Origin of the sequence: Frankia sp. CpI1-P (genome assembly GCF_001421075.1) — a bacterium.
Taxonomy (GTDB): Bacteria; Actinomycetota; Actinomycetes; order Frankiales; family Frankiaceae; genus Frankia; species Frankia torreyi.
The window spans coordinates 1-23,820 of sequence record NZ_LJJX01000004.1 but is presented as its reverse complement, the minus strand read 5'-3'; the positions used below and the strand labels follow the sequence as shown (position 1 = coordinate 23,820).

The following is a 23,820-nucleotide window of genomic DNA, read 5'->3' as shown; positions in this document are numbered from 1 at the left end:
CTTCCGATGACCGAACCCGAGGCACCGGGCCCGCGGCCCCGACGTCGGCGGCCGCGGCTGCTCGTCGTCCTGATCGGCGCCGTCGTGGTGCTGGCGATCCTGGTCGTCGGCGGCACCGCCCTCTACATCAACGTGATCAAGAAAGACGCCCCGGAGGAGTTCTCCCTGGCCCAGCCGGGCGGCAGCGAGACGGTGGCGCCGACCGGCTCGCTGGCCGGCTCCTGGGCGATCGCGCCGGGCTCGGAGGTCGGCTACCGAGTGAAGGAGAACCTGTTCGGCCAGGACACGACGGCGGCGGGGCGGACGAAGCAGGTGTCCGGCTCGCTCACCATCGACGGCTCGCGGGCCTCGAAGGCGTCCTTCACCGTGCAGATGGCCACGGTGACCAGCGACGAGAGCCNCCGGGACAGCCAGTTCCGCGGCCGGATCATGGACACGGACACCTTCCCGACCGCCACCTTCACCCTCGCCGAACCGGTCGACATCGGCGCCGTCCCCACCGACTCGAAGACCACCCGGGCCGTCACGGCGAAGGGTGACCTGACCCTGCGGGGCAAGACCAGGCGGGTCACGATGACGCTNCAGTCCCGCTGGGACGGCACNTCGATCCGTACCGTCGGCCAGCTCCCGATCGTCTTCGCCGACTACGACGTCCCGAACCCGAGCTTCCCCGGCGTCTCCACGGAGGATCACGGGATCATGGAGGTCTCCCTGATCTTCACCCGCTCCGCCGCGGCCCCCGCCACCACCGCCAGCCCCTGACCGCCCCTCCCCTGCCCTTCCCCTGCCCTTCCAGAGAGACGAAACGGACACGAAGCGCTTCGGAAGGGCAAAGTTGCGTAATGCAACCAGGCCGCCACACGTCGACCGGACCGTACGGCATGCGCGTCACCGGTCACGAACGAGAACCGCGCCGCCGGTCGGGGTGGGTGACCGGCGGCGCGGCGAAGGCTGCGCCTCGGGCGGCGTGGCGAAGATCCGCCCCTCGCTGAGGCGACCGGTCAGACGGTTCCGGCGCCCGCAGGTGCCGAGGTCGTCGGCTTGGGGCCGGTCGCCGAGGTGCTGGCCGGGGTGTCCGGGGCCGAGACCGGGTCCGCGACGGGCGGGCGGGCGGCGTCGGCGGCCGGCGAGGCCTCGTCGGGAGTGCTCCGCCGCGTCTGCGACGGGATGCCGTGCTCCCGCTCCAGCGCGATCTCCTCGGCGTCCGGTACCCGCGGTGCGGGCCTGGTCAGCGCCCAGGCCACGCAGACCAGCGTGAGGAACAGGTACCCCAGGGCAACCTGGCCGCCGCCCGCGTCCCACTCGACCTTCTCCGCGTGGATCAGCCCCACGAAGGACAACACCGCACCGGCGGCCGAGGCGATCGCGGCCGAGATGAACCGTTTGTCGATGATGAACGCGACGATGGAGCCGAGCACCAGGCCGGCCAACACCGCGCCGTCCCCGAGCAGGTGCAGGCCATGCAGCAGCACGCTGTTGCCCTCGAGGTCGGCGTCGGTGACGTTCAGGTTGACCGCCGGGTTCAGCTTCGACGCCACGCCGACGGCTGTCGTCACCGTGTTGTCGATCTGCCCGGCCGCCCAGGAGGCGATGTTCGGGATGATCGCGGCGATGACGGCGGCGCCGTGCGCCTTCGGCGAGGCCTGGAAGGCCTGGGCGCCGATGAGCAGCCCGATGTAGAGCAGGATCGGCACGATCGCCGGCAGCGGTAGCACGGCGTTGAGCAGGCCGAACAGGCCGAGGAAGCACAGGACCGCGATGACGATGCCGGTGGCCAGGGAGTAGCCGGTGCGACCACCGGCGGCCTTCCAGCCCGGGTGGCCGATGTAGACGGCGGGCGGGAACGGCGAGCCGAGCGCCGAGCCGATGATGGCGCCGAAGCCGTCGGCGAGCAGGATCGGCCGCAGGTTGTAGTTGTCCCCGGCGGACGCGGCGCTCTCCACGTTGGACATGCCCTCGGTGAAGTTGTAGACGCCGAGCGGGATGGCCGTGGCCAGCAGCGGCGAGATGTCGGACAGGCCGTGGAACAGCTTGTCGAAGTGGAAGGTCGGCAGCGACACCGCGATGTCCTTGGCCGCCTCCGACACCGCCGGGGTGTCCATGAACCCGCCGATCCAGCCGATGGCGGTGCCCAGCGCCAGCGCGACCGCGCCGATCGGCAGGTTCCACGGCAGCTTCAGGTCGGTGAGCAGGCCGACGAGCAGCAGGCCGAAGACGGGCAGCGCGATCCAGGCGGCGTCCCACATCTGCGCGGCGGGCCGCATGGAGATGAACGCGATCGAGATGCCGGCCAGCGTGCCGAGCATGGCCGCCCGCGGCGCGTACTTGCGGATCATCGGCCCGACGAACGCACCGATCACGACGATGATGCCGATGATGAATGCCCAGGCGAGGCCGGCCTGNCACGCCTCGACCGGGTTCTTCGTCTTCAGGTAGATCGGCAGCATGATGACGAACACGACGATGAACATGTGCGGGACGCTCGGCCCGTACGGCATCGCCGTGACGTCGTCACGGCCCTCCTTCGCCGCCAGCCGGCGACCCAGGTAGGCGTAGAACAGGTTGCCGAGCAGCATCGCGATCCCGAGCGCGGGCAGGATCGCGCCGAAGACGTCGGCGGAGGGGATGTTGACGACGAACAGGCACAGCGAGCTCAGGACGATGACGTTGACCAGCACGTTGACGCCCAGGCCGAAGAAGGCGTTGGTGTCGCCCTTCGTCCAGTAGGGCAGGGCCGGCGCGGACGACGCAGGCCGATTCCCGATCTTGACCATGGTGGGACCCGTCCTCTTTCAGGAGGCCGTGACGGCGGGTGCGGGCACGGTGGAGTCGGCCGCGGGGGCCGAGGAGGCGAGCGCGGCGAGGAAGTCGGCGGAGGGGGCGACCCAGCCGAAGATCCCGCCCTGGGCGGCGACCATCTCCAGCGCCATCCGCTGGAACTCGGGGAAGTAGGAGCCCACGCAGTCACTGAGCACCAGGCACTCGAAGCCGCGGTCGTTGGCCTCGCGGACGGTCGTGTGCACGCAGACCTCGGTCGTCACCCCGGCGACGACGAGGCTGGTGATCCCCTTCTCGGCGAGGACGTCGCCGAAGGCGGTGGCGTAGAAGGCACCCTTGCCGGGCTTGTCGATGACGTACTCGCCGTCGACCGGCGCGAGCTCGTCGATGATGTCNTGCCCGTACTCACCCCGGATGAGGATGCGGCCCTTGGGACCGAGGTCGCCGATGCGCAGCGCGGCGTCGCCGCGGTGCAGCTTCGCCGGCGGGAGGTCGGACAGGTCGGGCAGGTGGCCCTCGCGGGTGTGGATGACGGTCAGCCCCGCGGCCCGCACGGCCGCCAGCACGGCCTGCAGCGGTTCGATCGTGCTGCGCAGTTGGCTGACATCGTTGCCGAGGCTCTCCCCGAAGCCACCCGGTTCGAGGAAGTCGNGCTGCATGTCGATGACGACGAGTGCGGTGGTTGCGGGGTCGAAGGTGAAGTCGTACGGTCGGGCGCTCACGGTCAGGGGCGCGGTCGGGGTCGTTGCGGTTTCGCTCATGCCAGCTCTCGCCATCGGAGTCCACGGGTTTCGGGTCCGCGCAGGTCGGATCCGCGCGTCTGGAGTGCGTCGAGGGAGCTCGCCACGCCCGGCCCGGTCGTCCGGTGCCTCCCCCGTCGGGTCTGGAGACGAGGGTCAGGGGGTGTCGTTTCAGATCACCGCCCGGCACGTAACGCGTCGATAAACTCTGTATCCCGTCCCGTATCCGAATTCGTATACAGATCATGAGAACGGTCGATCTGGCGTTTAGCGGCTTTTGTGCTGGTCGGCGGTTCGTGGGGACGTGGCGTACGCCACTGCGAGCCACTCACAGCGCCGAACGGGTCGATATTGGCCCGCGAGGCTCCGCGCCGGGCGGAGTCGTGATCCACGCGCGACGGACCGTCGGCAGGCGCGGCGACCGGTCACCTGCCCGCGCCGAGCCGCGGCGCGCAGCGATCGCGTCCCTCGCGNCACCGGCCGTCGGCCGTCGCGAGAGAAGGGGTGCGATGTGGGTGGACGGTCCGTGGAGACCATCGATCCCCAGCGGGACGGTTCGGAATCCGCACGGCCCAAGTCGCTGGTACCGGTCAACGCCCCGGCGCCTGGCAGGCTTACGCTGAGCGACCTGCTGGCGGTGCTGGACCTGGGCGGGGACGTCCCTCCGGTGCCGGCCCGATGTCTGGTGAGCGCGCACGGCGGGATCCTCGGTGCGCAGTTGCTCGGTCAGCAGATCGTCCTCGCGGAACGCATGGCGCCGGGCAAGACGGTGCACTCGCTGCACACGATCTTCTCCCGCCCCGGGGACTGCCGGCAGCCGCTCTGGGTCGACGTCGAACGTCTCGCGCACGGCGGTTCGATCGACGCGCTGGCGCTGTCCTTCCGGCAGGGCTCGCTGCACATCTGCCGGGCGGACGTGATGCTGCGGGCCGCGGAGGCCGACTTCCTCAGCGTGCAGACGAGCCGAGTGGACCTGCCGGGGCCGGAGGCGGGGCTGCCGCGCCCGGATCGGCCGATGATGCCGTGGGAGGTCAGGGTGCTGCCGCGGGCGGAGCCGCACCGGCTCGACCAGTGGCAGCGGATCCCCGACGCGGGCGAGGACCCGACGATCTGGCGGGCCCTGCTGGCACATTCCTGCGAGTTGCTACCTCTGGCTGATCTGCTCGCGGCCGCGGGGATCCCGCCCCTGCCCGGAGAACGGCCGCAGGTCGCCGCAGCGGTGCTGTCCCAGACCGTCACGTTCCTCGATGACCTGGACGTCCGGGACTGGCACCTGTTCCAGGTCCGCACGGTGCACGCCGGTCACGGCCGCGCGGTCGGCCGCATCGAGATCTTCGGCCCGGACGGGGTGCAGCGGGCCGCCGCCGAGGTCGTCGGACTGCTGCGCTCGGCCCGCCCCTGACGTCACGTCCCGCCGGCTCCGACGCCCCGCCGCGGCGGGGCGTCGGAGTTCCTGGTCTTTCCAGAGGGTTCCGTGTCCGGTCCATCCCTCTGGAAAGACCAGGCAGCTCGACCCGAGGTCAGATCTCGGCGGTGTGGGCGACTGCCTGCTCGTCGGCGTCGGCGAGCTGGGCGTCGGCGAGCTGGGCCGGTGCCGGCGGCCCGGCGGCAGCCGGCTCGGGCCGGCGCAGCCGCGGCAGCAGGAACGCCACAGGGACTCCCACGGCGAAGACGCAGCCGCTGATGAACAGGCCGAGCGAGTACCCGGAGGTCAGCGCCTCGGGCGGCGCGATCCCATGGCGGAGCCGACTGTCGGTGTGATGCGTGGCGATCGTCGTCACGGCGGCGAGACCGACGGCCGCCCCGATCTGCCGCCCGGTGTTGATAAGCCCGGAGGCGAGCCCGGCGAGCCGCATCGGCACACCCGCGGTGGCCGCGGAGACCATCGAGACCATCGTGGTTCCCATGCCGAAGCCCATTACCGCGAGCGGGCCGAACACATGCGTCCAGTACGAGCCGCCCACCGTGATCGCCGACAGCCACAGCAGGCCCGACGAGCCCACGGCGGNGCCGAAGATGATGATCGGCCGTGGGCCGAGCCGACCGATCGTCCGCGTGACGAGCTGCGACGCCAAAATGATCATCAGTGGCATCGGCAGCATCGACAGCCCCGCCCGCAGCGGGCTGTAGTCCTCGACCCGCTGCAGGAACAGGGTGAGGAAGAAGAACACCGCGAACATCGCCGCGCCGAGGAGCGCCGCGACCACGTTGGCGACCGCGATCCCCGGATAGCGGAAGATGTTCAGCGGCACCAGCGGATTGGCCGTGGTGGCCTCGATCGCGACGAAGGCACCGAGGAGCACGACCGCACCGACCAGCAACCCGATCGTCACCGGCGAGCCCCAGGAGGAGGTCTCCGTGCGGACGATCGCGTAGACCAGCAGAACCAGGCCGCCCGTCACGGTCAGCGTGNCCGGCGCGTCGAGGTCGCGCAGGCGGCTGACCTGCCCCCGCGACTCCACGAGCACCACGCGGGCTGCGGCCACGAGCGCCACCCCGATCGGCACGTTGACGAACAGCACCCACCGCCAGTCGGCGACGTCGGTGAGGATCCCGCCGACGACCGTTCCGAAGGCACCGCCGCTGGCCGCCGTGGCACCCCAGGCGCCGAGCGCCCTGGTCCGCTCCCGGCCCTCCGCGAACGAGGTCATCAGCAGGCTCAACGTCGCCGGGGCCAGCACGGCGCCGCCGAGACCCTGCACCGCCCGGGCGATGATGAGCTGCGTCTCGGACTGGGCGAGGCCACCGGCGAGGCTCGCCAGCGTGAACAGCCCCAGCCCGAACACGAAGACCCGGCGCCGACCGAACAAGTCCGCCGCCCGGCCGCCGAACAGCAGCAGCCCGGCGAAGGCGAGGGTGTAGGCGTTCACCACCCACTGCAGACCGCCGGCCGACATGCCGAGATCGGTCTGCATCGCCGGCAGCGCGACGTTCACGATCGAGATGTCGAGCACCACCATGAACTGGGCCAGGCAGCACACCGCCAGCACGGCCCACTTCGCCCGGGGGGCCGGCGGCGCCGAACCGGCCGCGCCCCGACCACCCCCGACGGAGGCCTCGACGGACGCGGTGCCCCCGGGCACCCCCGCCGCCACCTGATCGGGACCGCCGACGCCGCTTGCGCCTGTTCCCTCCGAATGTGCCATTCCCAACATCCCCTCCTAGCAGCCGTCGTACACCGTACGAGGACTAGGGGCCACCCTACGCCGTACGATGTACCAACGGCAAAAACTGCTGTTCGGCTGCGTGTTCGGAGGTGACGAGGTCATGGCCGCGCCGACGGAACCGGCCGTCGGGCCGGGCGGGAGGCGCCGGGCGGGACAGGGTCCCCCACCGGGGTGNCGGTCCAGCCTGAGCCCCGAGCGGCTCGCGCTGGCGGCCATCGAGCTCGCCGACGCCGAGGGGTTGGCGGCCGTGTCGATGCGCCGGCTCGCCGCGAGCCTGGGCGTCGGGACGATGACGCTCTACTACCACGTGCGCGACAAGGACGAGCTCCTCGACCTGATGTGGAACGAGTTTCTCGGCGGGCACCTGCTCGACGACATCCCCGCCGACTGGCGCACGGCGCTGACCGAGATCGCCCGGCGGATCAGGCAGTCCTTCCAGCGCCACCCGTGGGCGCTGGGCGTCGCGGTCCGCCCCGCGCTCGGCCCCAACAAGCTGCGCTACCTCGAGCAGTACCTCACCGTCGCGTCGCGCATCACCGACGATCCGGACGAGCAGTTGCGGATCATCCACTCCGTCAGCGATCTGGTCGTCGGCTGCACGCTGCGGGAGCTCAGCGGCCAGGCGTACCGCGACCCGGACGAACCCGCGGGCGACCATAACGATGATCCTGCGCCGATGCTGGAACCGCAACCGGGTTTCGACGCGATCGTCGCCGCCGAGGAGCTGCCCCGGCTGCAGTCGCTGCGGACGGCCGGCTGCCGGCTGTTGACGCCCCGCTTCGAGCAGGCCCTGGGCTGGCTGCTCGACGGGATCGAGGCCGCTCATCCGGGCGCCCGGCCGGCGCCCCCGCGCCCCGTCGAGGCGGCCACGCCGACCCCGGACCTCGTGGGCACGGCGGCCACGACCCGGATGCATCCGAAGAAGGGGGCGTAGCGGCCTTCACGGACACGACCTGAGTAGCTACCGTCGGAGAGGTCGCACGCCGCCGGCCATCCGCGAGTCGCATTCGGGGCACCCACCATGACCGCTCGACTACCTCGCCACGTCGCACCGCTCGCCGCCGGCGAATCCTCGGCGCTCGGGCCTTATCCGCTGCTCGGCCGCCTCGACGCGGGCATCACGGGCATCGTCTACCTGGGCCGGGCGCCGGGCGGCGGCCAGGTGGCGATCCGTGCGCTGCATCCGGGCGACGCCCTGCGCGCCGACATGCGGGCCCGTTTCGCGGCGGCCGTCGACCGGGCCAGCGTGCTGTCCGGTCCGCACACCTGCGGCGTGCTCGACGCCGCGCCCGACGCGGACCGCCCATACGTGGTCACCGAGTTCGTCGGCGGGCCGACCCTGGCGCGCGAGCTCACCGAGCGGGGACCGCTGTCCGCCGACGAGATCGACCGGCTCGCCCGCACCCTGCTCGAAACCATCGACGCGGCCCACCACACGGTCGGCGCCCTGGGCGACCTGACGGCCACGGACGTCGTCCTGTCCGTCGTCGGTCCTCGCCTGGTCGACCTGGGGATCGCCGCCGCCCTGCGCCCGCTGCTACTGTCCACGGCCGCCGCCGGGCAGGGGGCCGCGACCGTGCCTGCGGCCGGCGGCGGCTACGTGCCCGGGTACGGCTACGGGCCGGCGGCGGGCGGCTGGGACGGGCCGGCCGCCGACATCGTGGCCTGGGCCGGCATCGTCGACCTGGCCGCCACGGGCAAGGCGTCCGGTTCGGTGGAGCCGGCGGGCCGCGGCGGCTGGCGGCGCGCGCAACGGCCCGAGCAGGACAGCCCGACCAGCCCCGGGGTGGCCCGCGCGCTGGCCCGGGTGCGACAGGCCGACGGTGCCTCGTTGCCCGACGTCTCCGAACTACTGGCCCTGCTTGCCGGTCCACGCCCTCGTTCGGGTCGCGCCGGGCGCGACCGCTCCCGCGCGATCTCCCGCCAGCAGGCCGTCACCGCGCGACTCACTCCGCCGCCGTCCCGCTCCGACGGTGGGAGTGGGGAGGTCAGGCCGGCCAGCGGTGGTCGCCACAGCACCGCCCGCGCGACCAGCCACGGGGGCACGCAGACTCGTAGCGGCACGCAGACCAGTAGCGACACGCAGACCAGTGGCGGGGACGGTCGCGGCGCCGGGAACGGCCTCGGCCGGGCGATCAGGCGGGCCGACCCGTTCGGACGAGCCCGCTCCGCCGAGCGGCGAGGGGATGCCGGACGGCGGGAGGATGCCGGACGGCGGGAGGATGCCGGACGGCGGGGAGACGCGGCCGGGGGCGGCCTACCGGACCTGCCCCACCTACCCGAGGTCAGCCTCACGCTGCCCCCGTTGCCGACCCTGCCACCGCCGCCGGTGCTCCCCCCGCCGCCGACGCCGTCGCAGCGGCCGGCGGGGCCCGGCCCCCGCCGGTCCGCCGCGGCAGACCGCTCGGAGCAGAGTGCCAGCCGCACGCACCCGACGCTGATCCTCCCGCCCGGCCAGGGCGCCACGGTGGGCGGCCAGTCCACCCCGTCCGAACGTTCGGCGGCCGCGGCGGGGGTGCGGCGGTTGCCACCGAACTCGCCGGACCCGGAGGAGGAGCGTCGGCGCCGTCCCCGGGCCCGCCCGGTCGCCGTGCTCGCGGTGGCGGCGGCGGCCGCGGTCGCGGCGGCCGCGACCGCCGCGGGGCTGGGTGGCTCCAGCGACGACGTGACCACCGGCGCGCAGGCCCCCCTGCACGAGAATCGCGCCGGGGACGGCACGGCCGGGAGCCGGTCCGCAGACCGGGTCGCGCCGGCGCCGGCGCACCCGTCCGCGGCGCCCGCGCCGGCGGGCTCCGCCGACTCCACGGACTCCACCGATCCCGCCGCCCCGACCGATCCCGGCGACGCGGCCACCGGCGCCCCGACCAGCCCCGGCGGCGGGGCGGCGCTCGCCCCGACCGAGTACGAGCAGCAGGAGGATCTCGCCGCCGAGGATTTCGCGCTGCACACGTTGCGGCTCGCCGCGGCCAGCCGTGCCGGGGACGCCGGTGCGGCTGGCGCGCCACTGGTCTCGGCCGATCGTCATCCCGCGCAAGGCGCCGGGCAGGCCCCGGTGAGCGCCCCGAACCCGGCCGTCCAGGCGCCCCAGGGGCTCCTCGTCACCCCCCTCACGCCGACCGAACGGCCCGCCGCGCAGCCTCCGGCGTCCCGGGTCACCGCACCGACGGGGCAGCCCGGCACGATCACGCCGGGCACGGCCGGCACGGACCGCGTTCCGGCGGCGCCCGTGGCCGCCGCGGCGGGGCTGCCGGCCGCGAGCGGCGGTGCGGCCCCGGCTGCCCGGCCGGCCCAGGCCCAGCAAGCACCCCCCCGAACCCAGGCCCAGAGCCAGCCGCAGAGTCAGAGCCAACCGCAGAGTCAGAGCCAGGCGCCGGCGCGCACCCAGACCCAGACCCAGGCGCAGGCTCCAGCCCAGGCACAGGCCCCAGCCCAGGCGCAGCCTCCGGCCGCGGGGACCGCCGGCACCTCGGCCGCGCCCAAGAGCGGTCTCACCCCGGTCCAGGTGGGCATCGTCCCGCTCACTCCCCGCTGACGGTCCGGCCGCCGGCTGGCCGGCGCTGTCAGTCCTCGGCGTCGGGTCTCGCCGAGCGACGCACGGCACCAGCCGGCCAGATGATCTCTACGGGCCGGCGCCGTAGCCGGGCGTAATCGACGACGTCAGCCGTACCCCCGTAGCCGCGGGCCGGCAGACCGTCCCAGACCGCGATGATCCGGTCTGAGGCGTCGACGAGAACCCGGCTCGCCGCCATCAGGCTGGCCAGGTCCGGGGTCGGGCGGTCCTGCCGACGAACCTCGGCGGAGCAGCGCAGCAGGCGGTCGAAGTCCCGGCGATGCGCGGCGGGTTGGAAGTCGCGGTACCCGTCCGCCGGGATCACGGAGATCAGCCGGCCGCCGAGAGCGAGCACGACGTCGGCGACGATGGTGTCCGCGCCCTCGGCGAGGCAGGTCATCCCGGCGAAACCGGCGTCGGCGAGGGGCGTGAGCAGCCGGCGCGCCTGCGCGGCCACGTAGCGGGCCTGATCCCCGGTGAGCCCCCGGTGGCCCGTCACGCCGACGACGACCACACCGTCACCCCTCCCGGCGACGGCCGCGTGAGCAGTCCGCGAACCGGTTCGCGCCGGTCGGCATCGGCATCGGCATCGGCATCGAGGGCCACTCTTGCAAAGTAGCGGCGCCGGCCGCGCTCCCAAGGCCGCGCGGCCAAAGCCACGCTGCCAAAGCCGTGATCCCAAAGCCGTGATCCCAAAGGCGCGCTGCCAAAGCCGCCGGGTGGACCGGCGCGCTCAGCCGGCCGCGCCGAGGGCCGCGACCGCTCGGGTCAGTGCGGGGGCCAACGTCCCGTTCGCGACGACCTCGATACGGTCGAGGCCCAGCCAGCCGGCGAGCGCGGCGAGTTCGGCGGCGAGCTCGCCGGCGACCGTCGCCGGACTGCCCGGATCCGGACCGTCCGACGCTGAGCCGGCCGGATCCGAACCGCCCAGATCCCGACCGGCCAGATCCCGACCGGCCAGATCCCGACCGGCCAGATCCCGACCGGCCGCGACGACCGACGGCTGACCTGCCCGACCTGGCCGAACCGAACGGCGCGGGGCCGGGATGTCCGAGCCGGGATCGGGTTCGTGCCAGGCCGCCGCGACCCGCAGGACCCTCGCCGCCCGGTCTGCCTTGAGGTCGACCCGGGCCGCGAGTCGATCCCCGAGCAGGAAAGGCAGTACGTAGTAGCCGTACCGCCGCTTCGGCGCGGGTGTGTAGAGCTCCAGGACCAGATCCATCCCGAACAGGCGACGGGTGCGGGCACGTTCCCAGACCAGCGGGTCGAAGGGGGACAGCAGGGCACGAGCGGCGGCCCGGCGGGCGACGGTGAGCTCCGGGCGGGCGTACGCCCGCCCGGACCAGCCGGCCACCCCCACCTCCACCAGCTCCCCGTTCTCCACCACCTCGGCGAGGCGGGGCCTCGCCACCGCGGCGGGCAGCCGGAAGTAGTCGGCGAGGTCACCTGCGGTCGCCACCCCGAGGCGGTCGGCGGCGTGGCCGAGCAGGATCCGGACGGCCTCGTGCGGGTCGGGGGTCGGCAGGCCGAGAACGGCCGGTGGGATCACTCGCTCCGGCAGGTCGTAGAGCCGTTCGAAGGATGCGCGGCGGCCGGCGACGCAGAGTTGGCCCGTCCACATGAGGTACTCCAGGGCCCGCTTGCCGTCCGCCCATCCCCACCAGCCCCCACCGCCGCGGCCGGGTTCGGCCAGGTCGGCGGCGGCGAGCGGGCCGCGGTCACGGACCTGGGCCAGCGCGTCGGCCACGTAGTCGGCGCGCTCCCGGCCGAACGCGGCGACCCCCCGCCACAGGCCCTCGCCGGCCAGCGCCGCCGCCGCCCGCCAGCGGAACAGCGGCTCCCAGGCGACCGGGACGAGCGAGGCCTCGTGCGCCCAGTACTCGTAGGCGTACCGCTCGACCTGGACGAGCCGGTCGAACATCTCCCGAGAGTACGGTCCCAACCGCGACCAGCCGGGAAGGTAGTGCGCCCGGGCCAGCACGTTCACCGAGTCGATCTGCACGACCCCGACCTGGGCGAACAGGGCCCGCAGGTGCCGACGATCGAGCCGGCCGGTCGGCCGTGGACGAGCCAGCCCCTGAGCCGCGAGGGCCGCCCGGCGCGCCTGGGATCCGGTCAGCAGCACCAGCGCGTCGCCCGTCCCTCGAACCGCNACCACCGCAACACTACGATCCCCGCCCGCTCCGCCCGGGGCTCAGGGGGGCTCGGTGGGGATCAGGGGATCAGGACGACCTTGCCGGTCGTCGCGCGGGTTTCCAGGGCGGCATGGGNGGCCGCCGCCTCGGCCAGCGGGAAGGTCTGCACGGCTGGTACCAGGGTGCCGGCGGCCGCGGCGGCGAGCGCGGCCTCCTCCAGCGCCGCCAGCCCACCGGGCCGGCGGAACATCCGCGGGCCGAGGACGGAGGCGACCAGCAGGCCACGTTCCGTCACGTCCTCGGTGGTGATGGCGGTGGGCGACCCGGCCGACCAGCCGAACGTGTAGTAACGGCCGGCCGGTCCGATCAGCTCCAGGGCGGCGCGGCCGGCGGCGCCACCCACCCCGTCCAGCGTCACGGTCACGGTGCGGCCGTCGAGGGCGGCCCGGACGGCGTCCGGCCAGTCGGGGAGGGTGTAGTCGACGGCGATGTCGGCGCCGAGGCGGCGCGCCGCGGCGACCTTCGCGGCTCCCCCGGCGATGGCGACGGCGGTCGCCCCGACGCCGCGGGCCGCCTGGACGAGCAGGCTGCCGATGCCGCCGGCCGCGGCGGTGATCAGGACGACGTCCTCGGCGGTCAGCTCGGCGACGTCGAGGATGCCGATCGTGGTGCGACCGGTGCCGATCATCGCCACGGCGGCGGGGGCGTCGAGGCCGGGCGGGATGGGATGGATGCTGTCCACCTCGCGGACGGCAAGCTGGGCGTATCCCTGGCCGGTCAGGCCGAGATGGGCGACGACACGCCGGCCGAGCCACCCCTCGTCGACGCCCGGCCCGACGGCGTCGACCGTGCCGGCGACCTCCCGCCCTGGGATGGTCGGCAGCTCGGGGCGCTGGAACGGGCCACCGGCCGAGCCCTGCCGCAGGATGGTGTCGACCAGGTGAACGCCGGCCGCGGCCACCGCGACGCGCACCTGGCCGGCCGCCGGCACCGGATCGTCGACCTGCTCGTAGCGGAGATTGCCCGCCGGGCCGAACTCGTGCAGCCGGACTGCGTACATGATCCGTCCTCCAGGTCGCGGTCGGGGCCGGGTGGCCACGGGCCGCGCCGATGTGCCCACGAGGCGGCGCCGGCCCGTGACCGAACGCTAGAACCTGAAGTCGGATTGAGGTCAACCACGCCGCGAGGTCACCTACTCGGTGAGACCGACCACGCCTTGCGGTCAACCACGCCGTGATGCCGGCCACGCCTTGCGGTCGGCCATGCCTCGGCGGTCGGCCACGCCTCGGCGGTCAGCGGCCGCTCGCCCCGTACCAGGCCGGTCGGGCGTGCAGCAGCCACTCGGGGATGAGCTGGCGCAGGGTGGCGGGGCGCAGATCCAGGTCGGGGAGGCTCACGAGGGACGCCGAGACGATGTCCAGGTCGTCGAGCCTGGTGCCGAACTCGCCGGCCCAGGACCGGTCGACCGCGAAGACGACGTCAAGCACCCGGACCCGCTCTCCGCGCTCGATCGCAGTTCCCTCGAGGCAGCCGGCGAACGTGAGATGGTCGAGTTCGATGCCGGCCTGCTCATCGAGCAGGCGGCGCAACGCCCCCTGCACCGTCTCCCCGGCCTCGACCCGGCCACCGAGCAGGTGGAACCACGTCTGGCCGCGTTCGTTGGCGAGCAGGATCCGGTCACCCTCGACCAGCAGCGCGCGGACGTTGATCCGCACCGGCGCCGCGACCGGATCCGTGGGGTCGACGGCCGGGCCGTCGGCGGTGCTGGCGGTGGCGGTGGCTAACGGGCGAGCGGACGGTGTCACGGGCGCTCCAGGGACGGGGATCGGCGGACGGGGCAACATCCGCATGGTGCCCCGTCGGGGCGGATGCTTGGGCGCCAACCGGTCATCCCGCCGGGGACGGGCCGGCCGAGGCCACGAACGGGCCGACCCCGCCGCACCGGAGGAGCTCCGCGTAAGCGGAAGAAACGCCGCCAAAATCACCGCAAATTCGGGTTATGCGCGTCGAACTCGCCGAAGCTACCGGGCTACCATCACAAGCATGCCGAGATTCCGGATCAGTGAGGCGGCAGCGCTGCTCGGTGTCAGCGACGACACCATCCGCCGATGGGCGGACAGCGGCCGACTGCCTACCGTCCTGGACGACGCCGGTCGCCGAGCGATCGAGGGCGCCAACCTGGCCGAGTTCGCCAAGGATATGGCAGGAGACCAGACCAGTACAGCGACGCCCGTCGTCGCCGAGTCCGCCCGCAACCGATTCCCCGGGATCATCACCCGGGTCACCCGGGACACGGTGATGGCCCAGGTCGAGATCCAGGCCGGCCCGCACCGGCTGGTCTCCCTGATGAGCCGGGAGGCCGCCGACGAGCTCGGGCTCGAACCCGGCGTCCTCGCGGTCGGCGCGGTGAAGTCGACCAACGTCGTCATCGAGATGCCCGACCGCCGCTGACCGTCCGGCGGCCCGGGTCCCGCGGGTGGCCCGCTCTGCAACGGATCACTCACCTGCTCCGCAACGGATCACCTGTGCTGCAACGGATCACCAGAGTCACCAGGGAGAGGGGCCCCGCCGGCGATGACGAGTCCAGGCGATGCCTCGCTCCCGTGGGCCGCTCCGGCGCAGCGGGCCGTGACCGGTTGGCGGCTAGCACTGCGCGCGCGAAACCGGTCGAGGGGCGGCTCCGCGGGCGCACCGGAGAGCCTGGTAGCCGGTCCGGATCGCGGCCTGGATCGCGATCCGGACCGGCGACCCCGCCCGCGGGCGATGGGCCGTACCGCCCGCCGGGAGACCCGCCGCCGGGCGCCGTGGGCGCTGTGGGTGCCCGGGGCGGTCGCCGCGTTGTTCCTGCTCCTGCCGCTCGTCGGCCTGCTCGTCCGGGCCCCCTGGTCCGGGCTACCCGATCTGATCACCAAGCACAGCGTCCGCGAGGCACTGTTGCTGTCGTTGGAGACCGCCACCGCGGCGACGGCGTTGTCGCTGGTGTTCGGCATTCCGCTCGCCTGGCTGCTGGCCCGGACCAGGTTCCCGGGTCGCTCCCTGCTACGGGCGCTGGTCACGCTGCCGCTGGTGCTGCCGCCCGTCGTCGGCGGCGTGGCGCTGCTGCTGGCCCTGGGCCGGCGCGGCATTGTCGGGCAGCGCCTGGACGACTGGTTCGGGATCACCCTGCCCTTCACCACCGCCGGAGTGGTGATCGCGCAGACCTTCGTGGCGATGCCCTTCCTCGTCGTCTCGGTCGAGGGCGCGCTGAACAGCGCCGATCGCCGCTTCGAGGACGCCGCCGCCACCCTCGGCGCGGGCCCCTGGACCACGTTCCGCCGGGTGACCGTCCCGCTGGTCGCGCCCGCCGTCGCCGCCGGGGCCGCGTTGTGCTGGGCCCGCGCCCTCGGCGAGTTCGGCGCGACGATCACCTTCGCCGGCAACTTCCCCGGCACCACCACGACGATGCCACTGGCCGTCTACCTGGCGCTGGAGACGGACACCGACGCCGCCATCGCGCTGTCCCTCGTCCTGCTCGCCGTCTGCGTCGCGGTGCTGGTGGCGCTGCGCGCGCGGTGGTTCCCGGGCGCCCGGCGGCTGCTACGGGGCCGGGCATCCCGCCCGACACCGGTGGCCGTCGGCCCTGAGGGAGGACTCGGGTGAGCGCCGGCACGCCGGGGAGCACGCAGTCCGACCCGTCCAAGCCCGGGCCCGAACCGGCGTCGGAGACGGGCGGCCTCGATGCCCGCGTGACGGTGCGCCGCGGCCAGTTCGTCCTCGCCGTCGACGTCCAGGTCGCCCGGGGGGAGACGGTCGCCGTTCTCGGCCGCAGCGGTGCCGGCAAGAGCACCCTGCTGCGCACGCTGGCCGGGCTGCTCCCGCTCGACGAGGGACGGATCACGCTGGCCGGACAGGTCCTCGACGACCCCACGCAACACCGCTTCGTCCCGTCCGAGCGCCGCCCGGTGGGCGTCGTGTTCCAGGACTACCTGCTGTTCCCGCACCTGCGCGCCCGCGACAACGTGGCGTTCGGGGTGCGGGCCCGCCTCGGCCAGGGCCGCCGGCACGCGCGCGAACGGGCGGATTCGTGGCTGGAGCGGTTCGGGATCGGCGAGCTCGGCGACCGCCGCCCCGGGGCTCTGTCCGGCGGCCAGAGCCAACGGGTGGCGCTCGCCCGCGCGCTGGCCACGGAGCCTCGCCTGCTGCTGCTCGACGAGCCGCTGGCCGCACTGGACACCACCACCCGGGGGGAGGTCCGGGCGTTCCTGCGCACGGTCCTGCCGACGCTGTCCGCACCCGTACTGATCGTCACGCACGACCCGACCGACGCCGAGGTCCTCGCCGACCGCACGATCGCCTTCGAGGGCGGCCACGTGGTGGACACCGCGGCCTGACCCCGCGGCGGGTGCCGGTCGGCGAGCTCGTGACCCTAGCGGGTGCTGTCCGCGACCGCCCGCTCGCCGCCACGGCGGATCTCCGCGTCCGGGCCGGGGTACACGAAGCTGACATGCCCGGTGTCTGACCAGCGCACAGCGAACGGCGGGTCACCCGCGTCCGTCCGGGCCTCGAAGATCTCCCCGAGCCGGTCCGGTGCCCTGGGTACGTGGCTGTGAACCACCAGGGTGTCTCCGGGGTGCNCGTGCAGCGCGGTCCGTCGACGGGCGGGCGCGGCGAAATCGGCCATGCGGACGGCCGCCGTGGTGGTCGTGGTCGTGGTCGTCACTCGTTCCGTCACGACCGGCGCCGCCGCCTCGCGGTGCGGGGCGAACGTCTCCTCGCACAGCGGATGCACCAGGTCCGCGATCTCCCGCTCGCTGCGGATCAGCAGATCGTCGACGGAGACCAGGCCGACGATGCGCCGGCCGTCCAGCACCGGCAGCCGCCGAATCGCGTGATCCCGGAAGATCTCGTAGGCCCGTTCGACGCCCATGCCGGCGGGCACGGTGATGACCTCGGTCGTCATCAGCGCGTCGATCCGGCCGTCCGGCCCGATCCCCCGCGCCACCCCGCGCAGGACGATGTCACGGTCGGTCACGATGCCGACCAGTCGATCCCCGACCTGCCGCTCCCCCGCCTGCCGGTCATCGACCTGCCGCTCCGCCGCCTGCCGGTCATCGTCGACGACGAGCAGCGCGCCGACGCCCGTTCGCCCCATCTTCCGGGCCGCCTCGCTGATCGTGGTGGCTCTCGCCACGGTCACCGGCGGCCCGCTGACCACCGAACCGATGTAGGCCATGCCTAGCCCCTCTCCGCCCGACGCCCCGCCCGGGTGGGCCATGCGCTCCCCTTGACGTCGTTCCCCCATTTCGGGGAGCACGCACACGATTACGCAAAGGTGCTTGACGAACGAGGTCGGTCAGACCTGGTGTGCGTGGCCCAGCAGGGTGAGGTGGTCGACGAACCAGTCCCGGGCGAGCGCGGCCACCCGCTCCAGCGCGCCCGGCTCGCTGAAGAGATGCGTCGCGCCCGGCACGATCTCCAGGCGACTCGCGCAGCCGGTGAGCCGCTCCCGCGCCCGCCGGTTCAGCTCGAGGACCTGTTCATCGAGCCCGCCGACGACGAGCAGGGTCGGCGCCCGCACCGCCGGCAGCGCATCCCAGGCCAGGTCCGGCCGCCCGCCCCGGGAGACGACGGCGGCGACGTCGAAGGCGGGTTGCTGGGCGGCCTCGGCCGCGGCGGACAGCGCCGCCGCGGCGCCGGTGCTCGCGCCGAAGTAGCCCAGCGGTAGGGCGGCGGTCGCGGACACCTCCCGCAGCCAGGCGGTCGCGGCAAGCAGGCGCCGGGCGAGCAGCCCGATGTCGAACACGTTCCCGACGTCGCGCTCCTCGTCCGGGGTCAGCAGATCGAACAGCAGCGTGGCGAGCCCCGCGGACGCCAGGGTGTCGGCGACGAAGCGGTTACGCGGGCTGATGCGGCTGCTGCCGCTGCCGTGCGCGAAGACGACCACCCCGCCCGGCTGCGGGGGCACGCTCAGCCGCCCGGCGAGCCGCACCAGATCCGCCGGAATCGACACCTCCACGACCCGGCCCGTCCCGGGCCCCCCACCGTCACAGGCACCCTCCGCTGGGGCACCCTCCGCTCGGGCGGTCTCTCCGCAGGCGGTCTCCGCTCGGGCGGTCTCCCCGCGGGCACCCTCCGCTCGGGCGGCCTCCCCGCAGGCGTTCTCCGCTCGGGCACCCTCCACGCGGGCGGCCTCCGCACGGGCGTCCTCCACCGGATCGGCATCGCGATTTCCGGTCGCGCCCCCCGGACGGCGGGCAGCGGCCCGGCGCAGCAGATCGGTGACCTCTTCGTCCGGTGTCTGATCGAAGTCGGCGTAGAACTCGCCGATGCCGAAGAAGCTCGCCGGCTCCTGGACGCAGATCACCTCGTCGGCCTGCCGGCGCAGCCAGTCGACGCGGTCACGGGCGGCGACGGGGGTGGCGAGCACGACCCGCTCCGCCCCCTGGGCCCGGACGACCCGGCAGGCGGCCAGCGCCGTCGAACCGGTCGCGATCCCGTCGTCGACGATGACCACCGTGCGGCCGGCGAGGGGGATCCGCGGCCGGCCGTCCCGGAAGCGCCGGGNGCGCCGCTCCAACTCGGCCGCCTCCCGCGCCTCGACCTCGGCGAACGCGCCCGGACCGACGTTGGCCAGCCGCAGGGTCTCCTCGTTGACGACCCGCACCCCGCCCTCGGCGATCGCGCCCATGGCGAGCTCGGGCTGGAACGGCACACCGATCTTGCGGACAAGGATCACGTCCAGTGGCGCATCCAGGGCCCGCGCCACCTCGTACCCGACCGGGACCCCGCCGCGGGGCAGCCCCACGACGACGACATCCTGGCCGCGCAGGTGGGCCAGCCGTGNGCCGAGCTGCCGGCCCGCCTCCACCCGAGTGTTGAAGATCACGACCGTCTCACCGTCCCTCGTTCCGACTGGACGTCTGTNCCGTCGTGATTCCCGGGAAGGCCAGGTTCGATCCGCCCTGGGCCACATCCGCACCGCCCGATCGGGCCCCACCGAGCCCGATGCCCGCGGAGCACCGCTACCAACCCGGTATCCCCTGGTCGGACCATCCGGCCGACCGGTCCCGGGGTCTCGGTCCGGTCCCGGCCTCGGTCCGGCCCCGGGGTCTCGGTCCCGCCGAGCGCGGTGGCCGCCGGACAGGCGCCAAACGCCGGCCGCCTTGCCAGGCTGGCATGGGGGAACCCCCTCGCGTGGGTCGACCGTGCGATCGGCCGTGCCCGATCCACCGCGGCCAGCGACCAGGCCCGGTCCGCCCTGGCCGCCCTGGCCGGCCGCCGCAGCCGGCCGCCGACCGCTGACCGCCGGCCGCGGCTGGTCGCCGGATCGCGGGGACGCGGCACGCGCCGGAACTGCGCGGACAGGCGTGCGCCCGCGCCGCCCCCACCGCCTGGCCTGAACTCGCCGGGCCGACGGGATGCCTCACGGGAGCTGTTACGGGAGGACCACTGGGAGACGCCCGGCACGGCCGCCGGACCATCGCGGCCGGCCTCGTCCCGGTCAGCCCCGAACCGCCCGCCGGGTGTCTGCGCGTCGGCACCCGAATCGGCCCCCATGCATAATGGAGAGGTGACGCTCCGTTTGCAGCACGGCGCCGCCCCTCACCGGGGGTGGCGAGTGGTCTGTCGTCCCGGGAGCTGTCCGTGTTGTCCCAGCCCTCGCGCCCACTGAGGCTCGCCGCCAGCGTGACGAGCCGGTCGGCCCGATAGTTTCGGGGCCGGCCCGGGTGCGAGGGGCCTCGGAGTTCGGTGCATCGAACCTGGGCGCAAGACCATCCTGACCGGCGGGCCGACCCCCGCTGATCGTCCGTCGTCCCGGTCACCGGCCCCGCAACGAGCCGGCAGCGCCCACGGACCGCCACCTCCGGTCGCAGTGGCGAGAGGCACCGCTCCGTCATCTCCCGCCGAACGCGGGCATCCGGCGTTTGCCGACGTCTGCCGAGGATTCGCGACATGCCGCAGGCCACGGCGACCGATCCGGCTTCGGATCGGCTCGCCGGTGGCCTGCCGCGCGCGATGTCCCGGCCCCAGGTCCGGCCGGCAGTTCGCCGATCCTCCGGTGGGAGTCCCCCGACGTGCGTATCGATCAGGAAGGCAGCATCCGCCGTGTCCTTCAAGGCGTGGATGGCCCGTCTGCGGGACGAGGGATACCTCGTCTGCCCGGGCAGCTCCGCGGTGCCGGTCGAGATACGAGGCGTCCGCCCGGACGGAGTCGGCCTGCACTTCCGTTGCCGGGGCACGTCCGTCCGGCTCGCCNTGTACCGGCCCGGTCGGGCGGCGTGGCAGGTAGCCGTCCGGGACGAGGGATGGTGCCCCGAGGAGGCCCTGCAACTGTGGGCCCACCGCCCCCTCGACGGCCCACCGCCGACCGCCGACGCGCGACTGGCCTTCCCCGGGGACGCCGGGCCGGACCAGGAACTCGTCGTCGACGGCGCCCGCGCGTGGGGCTGGTCCCGCCACGAGGCGGGCCTGCTGCGACCGACCGCCGCCGCCTACCTGTTCGACCACCTCCTCGCGACCCTCGTCGGCTCCGGAGCGCAGGAGGCCCTCGGCATCCGGGGCCAGGGCGGCTGGGCCACCACCCCCGATCGTCCCGTCGGCGCCGGCGTGGCGCCTGCCCGCACAGGCTCCCCGGCCCGGCGCCCAAGCACCCCGNGCCGGGCCGGCACCGCCGTCACAGTCGGCGCCGCGGAACACCCCGGCCGCCGCGCGGACCTCACCGAGGTGGCCCTCCCCGCCGCCCGCTCCGAGAGGCGCGACGAGGCCCGCTCCGAGGCCCACAGCGACCGCACGGTCCGGATCGGCTGACCTCGCCCCGCGAGCTGGCGGACGGATGGCGATGCACTCCGGACGGGGGTGGTCGTCACACAGCCCCCNCCATCCTGTAAGCTTCGGTTACTTCCAGGGGGTGTAGCTCAGCCTGGTAGAGCGCCTCCCTCGCACGGAGGAGGCCAGGGGTTCGAGTCCCCTCACCTCCACAAGAGTGGTGAAGTTCGAAACATGATCTTCCCCTCTCTTGAGCTGATAGGGCGTTGCGCCGTTCGGATAGATGCCGAGCGGCGCTTTCGCATGCCCGCTACGGGGTCTGGTGTCATCGTGGACAACCGTAGGTGCGCCCTTGGTGGGGATATGTAGGTCTGGGCTTTCCGGCTGGTCTGTGGCGTTCTGAGCCTTGATCAGATCTTGGATCTCCTGACTCAGCAGTGCGGCAAGATCATCACCGAGGAGTTGGGCCAGCGGCGGGAACAGGTCCGCCCCGTGGATTCCCTTGTCGATGATCCAGAAGCGTTTGAAAACCGCTTGGTTGAGTTGGCGTTTCACGAGTGCCGGGGCAGTGGTGTAAAGGGCGTGGCTGTCCTCGCACAGACTCAACAGTCGGTCGAGAACCGCGCCGATCGACTGCCATTCGCTTTCGCAGGCGCGGAGCATGGCGCGCCTTACCAAGGTCGCGGTCGATCCGCTGCTGCTCCTCCTTCAGGAGTTCCTCGCCGATGGCGCCGTTGTAGTAGGCGCGCATGCATGAGCGCCGTTCGTCTTCGAGTTCGCCGATGCGGCGTTTCTGCCGATCGGCCTGTTCGCTGCCGTTCGTCACGAGGGATTGCGCACCGTCGAGCACGATGTCACGAATCCGCGCCTTCTGCCGTGACGTGATCTCGACGCGGCGCCACCAGTCCGCCACGAGCTGTTCCACCACATCGATCATCACGTAGGGCTGTCGGCACTTTCCGGGTTTCCGGCCGAGGCAGTAGAAGTACGGGTAGGTTCCGCCGTGNCGGCCGGTCGCGTTCGTGATCCCGAACTTCGACCCGCAGTAGCCACAGAACAGGCTTCCCTTCAATGGATGAAAGTGCTTCTGTGGCTTGTCGCCAGCAGTCGCACGGGATTTCAGGAGCCCCTGCACTCTGATGAACGTTCTTTCGGCGACGAAGGTGGGATGNCGGCCGTTCGGATATTCGACCCCGTCGAAGGTGACAACGCCGACGTAGTACCGGTTCGTCAGGATCTTGTGAACGTGGGAGGAATGTAGCGGTCGTTCCGGGNGTTTCCCTGCGGCGCGGTTGGTCAGACCACGATGGTTGAGTTCCTCGGTCAGGCTGTCCACCGTCCATGCGCCCGTGGCGAACTGCTCGAAGGCCCATTGCACGAGTCGCCACCGGTCGTCGTCCAGGATGACATCGGCGATGTTCCGTCCCTCACTGCGGATCCGCACGTTGAGATAGCCGATCGGAGCAAGTCCCGGGGTGCCCCCGTTCGCGGCTTTCTGCCGCATCTTGTAGCTGATGTCTTTCCCACTGGCGGCAGACTGATACTGGTTGATCACGGCGAGCATGCCGTGGAGGAGTTCACCGGCCGGTGTCTCGTCGATGTTCTCCGTCGCGGACACGAGAACAACCCCGAGATTCCGCAGCCGCAGCGTGAAAGCGGCATCCTCGTACCGGTCCCGCGCAAACCGGCTGAGCTGGTAGACNATCACGATATCGACGTCTCGGTCCCGCTCGATCCGGGCGATCATGTCGCGGAACGCTTCGCGTCGTTCGAGATTCTTGTGCGCCGAGGCGCCCGGCTCGACATATTCGCCCACCATGTCGGCATTCAACGTCTCGGCTTTCGCCCCGCAGGCGACGCGTTGCGCCGGAATCGAGATGCCTTCCGGATCGTAGTCGGTGCGAACCTGCGACTTCGTCGACACCCGAAGATAAAAGATCGCCCGCAGTCGTCGGGAAGACGATGCGGACAGCGGCACATTGGATTCCGGGATGAGTTTCGGGGGCATGGGCACACCCTTTCTCGTGGTGATCGTCGCGGGCATGATAGCACGACGTGACCCTACGAAAACCGGCTCTCCGAGTCGTTACCAAGCCTCTCGGATTCTCCTGTACGGGCCGATGGAATTCCCCCGGCACCGTTCTCCGACCCTTCGNGGACAAGGATGTCCGCCCAGGCGACTATCGCGGCGGCAAAGTCATCGCAGTTGATTTCCGGCTGATATTCGGCGAGGATCTGAACCTTGTCACGGCGTGCCGCNTCCAACGAGCCGATACCCGTTTCTCTCGCGTGATCCGGATCATCCGAGGAATGCCGATGTCCGCACGGGCAGCGGTAGCCGCGCCACGGCACGTCGCCCCCGCTCCACGCGGGCACGCGCCCGACAGCGACCCCACGGCCGCTACGGCTACCCCGACCCGTCCGCCCAGCTCAGACCGGCGGACAGGCCGTCGCACCCGTCAGCGACGCCGCTACCCCGTAGCGGACATCCCGCTACCGTCACACAGAGTGAATAGCCCGCCGGCTAAGGTGATCCACCGCGCCATGTGTACCCGGGTTTCCGCCCGACCCTCGTGGATTCTCCAGGGACGGACACGACCACGAGAAGACGACGCACGCCGGTCGCCGAGGAGAGGCGCGTGCCACGACCTGCCGCGCCCGCCCGACGCACCGAACGGCCAACGAAGATCCACAACGATGTCATA

At 72.8% G+C, this 23,820-nt stretch carries 13 protein-coding genes, 1 tRNA gene and 18 pseudogenes; 10 read left to right on the top strand and 22 right to left on the bottom strand.

The annotated features are described in order from the left end of the window. Positions 1-6: 6 nt before the first annotated feature. The 3 pseudogenes from FF86_RS39670 to FF86_RS61830 all read left to right on the top strand — a co-directional run. Positions 7-400: pseudogene (locus FF86_RS39670) on the top strand (YceI family protein); the annotation flags it as partial. Between the two features lies 1 nt (position 401). Beyond that, a pseudogene (locus tag FF86_RS39665) lies at positions 402-581 on the top strand (YceI family protein); the annotation flags it as partial. Positions 582-603: 22 nt separating this feature from the next. After that, positions 604-762 (top strand): annotated as a pseudogene (locus FF86_RS61830) (YceI family protein); the annotation flags it as partial. A 239-nt stretch (positions 763-1,001) separates the two neighbouring features. Here FF86_RS61830 and FF86_RS64985 read toward each other — a convergent pair. The 5 pseudogenes from FF86_RS64985 to FF86_RS39645 all read right to left on the bottom strand — a co-directional run. Beyond that, a pseudogene (locus FF86_RS64985) lies at positions 1,002-2,402 on the bottom strand (regulator); the annotation flags it as partial. A 1-nt stretch (position 2,403) separates the two neighbouring features. Beyond that, a pseudogene (locus FF86_RS64980) lies at positions 2,404-2,774 on the bottom strand (regulator); the annotation flags it as partial. 18 nt (positions 2,775-2,792) lie between these two features. Next, positions 2,793-3,173, bottom strand: a pseudogene (locus FF86_RS39655) (cysteine hydrolase family protein); the annotation flags it as partial. 1 nt (position 3,174) lies between these two features. Next, positions 3,175-3,429 (bottom strand): annotated as a pseudogene (locus FF86_RS39650) (cysteine hydrolase); the annotation flags it as partial. 1 nt (position 3,430) lies between these two features. Then, positions 3,431-3,539, bottom strand: a pseudogene (locus tag FF86_RS39645) (cysteine hydrolase); the annotation flags it as partial. Positions 3,540-4,044: 505 nt separating this feature from the next. On the opposite strand from FF86_RS39645, the gene FF86_RS03780 reads away from it, so the two are divergent. Next, positions 4,045-4,920, top strand: a complete 876-nt coding sequence (locus FF86_RS03780) for an acyl-CoA thioesterase II (RefSeq protein ID WP_242418131.1) — start codon at positions 4,045-4,047, stop codon at positions 4,918-4,920. A gap of 118 nt (positions 4,921-5,038) precedes the next feature. On the opposite strand, the pseudogene FF86_RS39640 reads toward FF86_RS03780, so the two are convergent. The 3 genes and pseudogenes from FF86_RS39640 to FF86_RS39630 all read right to left on the bottom strand — a co-directional run. Continuing rightward, positions 5,039-5,526: pseudogene (locus FF86_RS39640) on the bottom strand (MFS transporter); the annotation flags it as partial. 1 nt (position 5,527) lies between these two features. Further along, positions 5,528-5,930: pseudogene (locus FF86_RS39635) on the bottom strand (MFS transporter); the annotation flags it as partial. A 1-nt stretch (position 5,931) separates the two neighbouring features. Next, on the bottom strand, positions 5,932-6,673 hold a 742-nt coding region (locus FF86_RS39630; protein WP_242418130.1), incomplete at its 3' end, for an MFS transporter. Between the two features lie 187 nt (positions 6,674-6,860). On the opposite strand from FF86_RS39630, the gene FF86_RS03770 reads away from it, so the two are divergent. Then, on the top strand, positions 6,861-7,619 hold a 759-nt coding region (locus FF86_RS03770; RefSeq protein ID WP_242418129.1), incomplete at its 5' end, for a TetR/AcrR family transcriptional regulator. Between the two features lie 87 nt (positions 7,620-7,706). After that, positions 7,707-10,217, top strand: a complete 2,511-nt coding sequence (locus FF86_RS03765) for a hypothetical protein (RefSeq protein WP_052680918.1) — start codon at positions 7,707-7,709, stop codon at positions 10,215-10,217. A gap of 28 nt (positions 10,218-10,245) precedes the next feature. On the opposite strand, the gene FF86_RS03760 is transcribed toward FF86_RS03765, so the two are convergent. The 5 genes and pseudogenes from FF86_RS03760 to FF86_RS03745 form a co-directional block, all read right to left on the bottom strand. Beyond that, entirely contained in the window at positions 10,246-10,749 is a 504-nt protein-coding gene (locus FF86_RS03760; protein ID WP_044883348.1) for a hypothetical protein, read from the bottom strand. Positions 10,750-10,968: 219 nt separating this feature from the next. Further along, positions 10,969-12,216 carry a winged helix-turn-helix domain-containing protein gene (locus tag FF86_RS03755; RefSeq protein ID WP_242418175.1) on the bottom strand — a complete coding sequence of 416 codons (1,248 nt, stop codon included), beginning with the start codon at positions 12,214-12,216 and terminating at the stop codon, positions 10,969-10,971. Between the two features lie 233 nt (positions 12,217-12,449). Beyond that, positions 12,450-12,505 (bottom strand): annotated as a pseudogene (locus FF86_RS61825) (hypothetical protein); the annotation flags it as partial. A 1-nt stretch (position 12,506) separates the two neighbouring features. Beyond that, the coding region (locus FF86_RS03750) for a zinc-binding dehydrogenase (protein ID WP_242418128.1) at positions 12,507-13,430 on the bottom strand (924 nt) is incomplete at its 3' end. A 232-nt stretch (positions 13,431-13,662) separates the two neighbouring features. Next, complete coding sequence (locus tag FF86_RS03745) at positions 13,663-14,175, bottom strand: NUDIX hydrolase (protein WP_044883346.1); 513 nt, start codon at positions 14,173-14,175, stop codon at positions 13,663-13,665. Between the two features lie 238 nt (positions 14,176-14,413). Here FF86_RS03745 and FF86_RS03740 point away from each other — a divergent pair, with 238 nt between their 5' ends. The 3 genes from FF86_RS03740 (at position 14,414) to FF86_RS03730 (ending at position 16,740) form a co-directional block, all read left to right on the top strand. Then, a complete protein-coding gene (locus tag FF86_RS03740; protein WP_044883345.1) occupies positions 14,414-14,821 on the top strand; it encodes a molybdopterin-binding protein in 408 nt (135 codons plus the stop codon). Positions 14,822-15,133: 312 nt separating this feature from the next. Then, positions 15,134-16,009: an ABC transporter permease gene (locus FF86_RS03735; protein ID WP_044883344.1), complete on the top strand. Its 876-nt coding sequence runs from the start codon at positions 15,134-15,136 to the stop codon at positions 16,007-16,009. After that, positions 16,006-16,740: an ABC transporter ATP-binding protein gene (locus FF86_RS03730; protein WP_044883343.1), complete on the top strand. Its 735-nt coding sequence runs from the start codon at positions 16,006-16,008 to the stop codon at positions 16,738-16,740. The genes FF86_RS03735 and FF86_RS03730 overlap by 4 nt, the downstream gene beginning before the upstream one ends. A gap of 35 nt (positions 16,741-16,775) precedes the next feature. Here the strand turns inward: FF86_RS03730 and FF86_RS39625 are convergent. The 4 genes and pseudogenes from FF86_RS39625 to FF86_RS39620 all read right to left on the bottom strand — a co-directional run. Further along, a pseudogene (locus FF86_RS39625) lies at positions 16,776-16,983 on the bottom strand (DUF1918 domain-containing protein); the annotation flags it as partial. A gap of 1 nt (position 16,984) precedes the next feature. Further along, a partial coding sequence (locus FF86_RS03725) for a CBS domain-containing protein (protein ID WP_242418127.1) occupies positions 16,985-17,582 on the bottom strand: 598 nt, incomplete at its 3' end. A gap of 120 nt (positions 17,583-17,702) precedes the next feature. Continuing rightward, positions 17,703-18,913: pseudogene (locus FF86_RS03720) on the bottom strand (phosphoribosyltransferase family protein); the annotation flags it as partial. 1 nt (position 18,914) lies between these two features. Next, positions 18,915-19,192 (bottom strand): annotated as a pseudogene (locus tag FF86_RS39620) (phosphoribosyltransferase family protein); the annotation flags it as partial. Between the two features lie 2,061 nt (positions 19,193-21,253). Between FF86_RS39620 and FF86_RS03710 the strand changes: the two are divergent. Then, positions 21,254-21,327, top strand: a tRNA-Ala gene (locus FF86_RS03710). A gap of 239 nt (positions 21,328-21,566) precedes the next feature. Here FF86_RS03710 and FF86_RS64975 read toward each other — a convergent pair. The 5 genes and pseudogenes from FF86_RS64975 to FF86_RS64955 all read right to left on the bottom strand — a co-directional run. Further along, positions 21,567-22,121 (bottom strand): annotated as a pseudogene (locus FF86_RS64975) (hypothetical protein); the annotation flags it as partial. A 1-nt stretch (position 22,122) separates the two neighbouring features. Then, a pseudogene (locus FF86_RS64970) lies at positions 22,123-22,286 on the bottom strand (zinc ribbon domain-containing protein); the annotation flags it as partial. Between the two features lies 1 nt (position 22,287). Further along, positions 22,288-22,389 (bottom strand): annotated as a pseudogene (locus tag FF86_RS64965) (hypothetical protein); the annotation flags it as partial. Position 22,390: 1 nt separating this feature from the next. Further along, positions 22,391-22,817, bottom strand: a pseudogene (locus FF86_RS64960) (recombinase family protein); the annotation flags it as partial. 1 nt (position 22,818) lies between these two features. Continuing rightward, the coding region (locus FF86_RS64955; RefSeq protein WP_396229760.1) for a recombinase family protein at positions 22,819-23,123 on the bottom strand (305 nt) is incomplete at its 3' end. Positions 23,124-23,820 lie beyond the last annotated feature (697 nt).

Excerpts from the sequence above, each read along its gene's own strand:
- FF86_RS03740 (WP_044883345.1), top strand. The coding sequence starts at position 14,414 with ATGCCGAGATTCCGGATCAGTGAGGCGGCAGCGCTGCTCGGTGTCAGC.
- FF86_RS03765 (WP_052680918.1), top strand. The coding sequence starts at position 7,707 with ATGACCGCTCGACTACCTCGCCACGTCGCACCGCTCGCCGCCGGCGAA.
- FF86_RS03735 (WP_044883344.1), top strand. The coding sequence starts at position 15,134 with ATGGGCCGTACCGCCCGCCGGGAGACCCGCCGCCGGGCGCCGTGGGCG.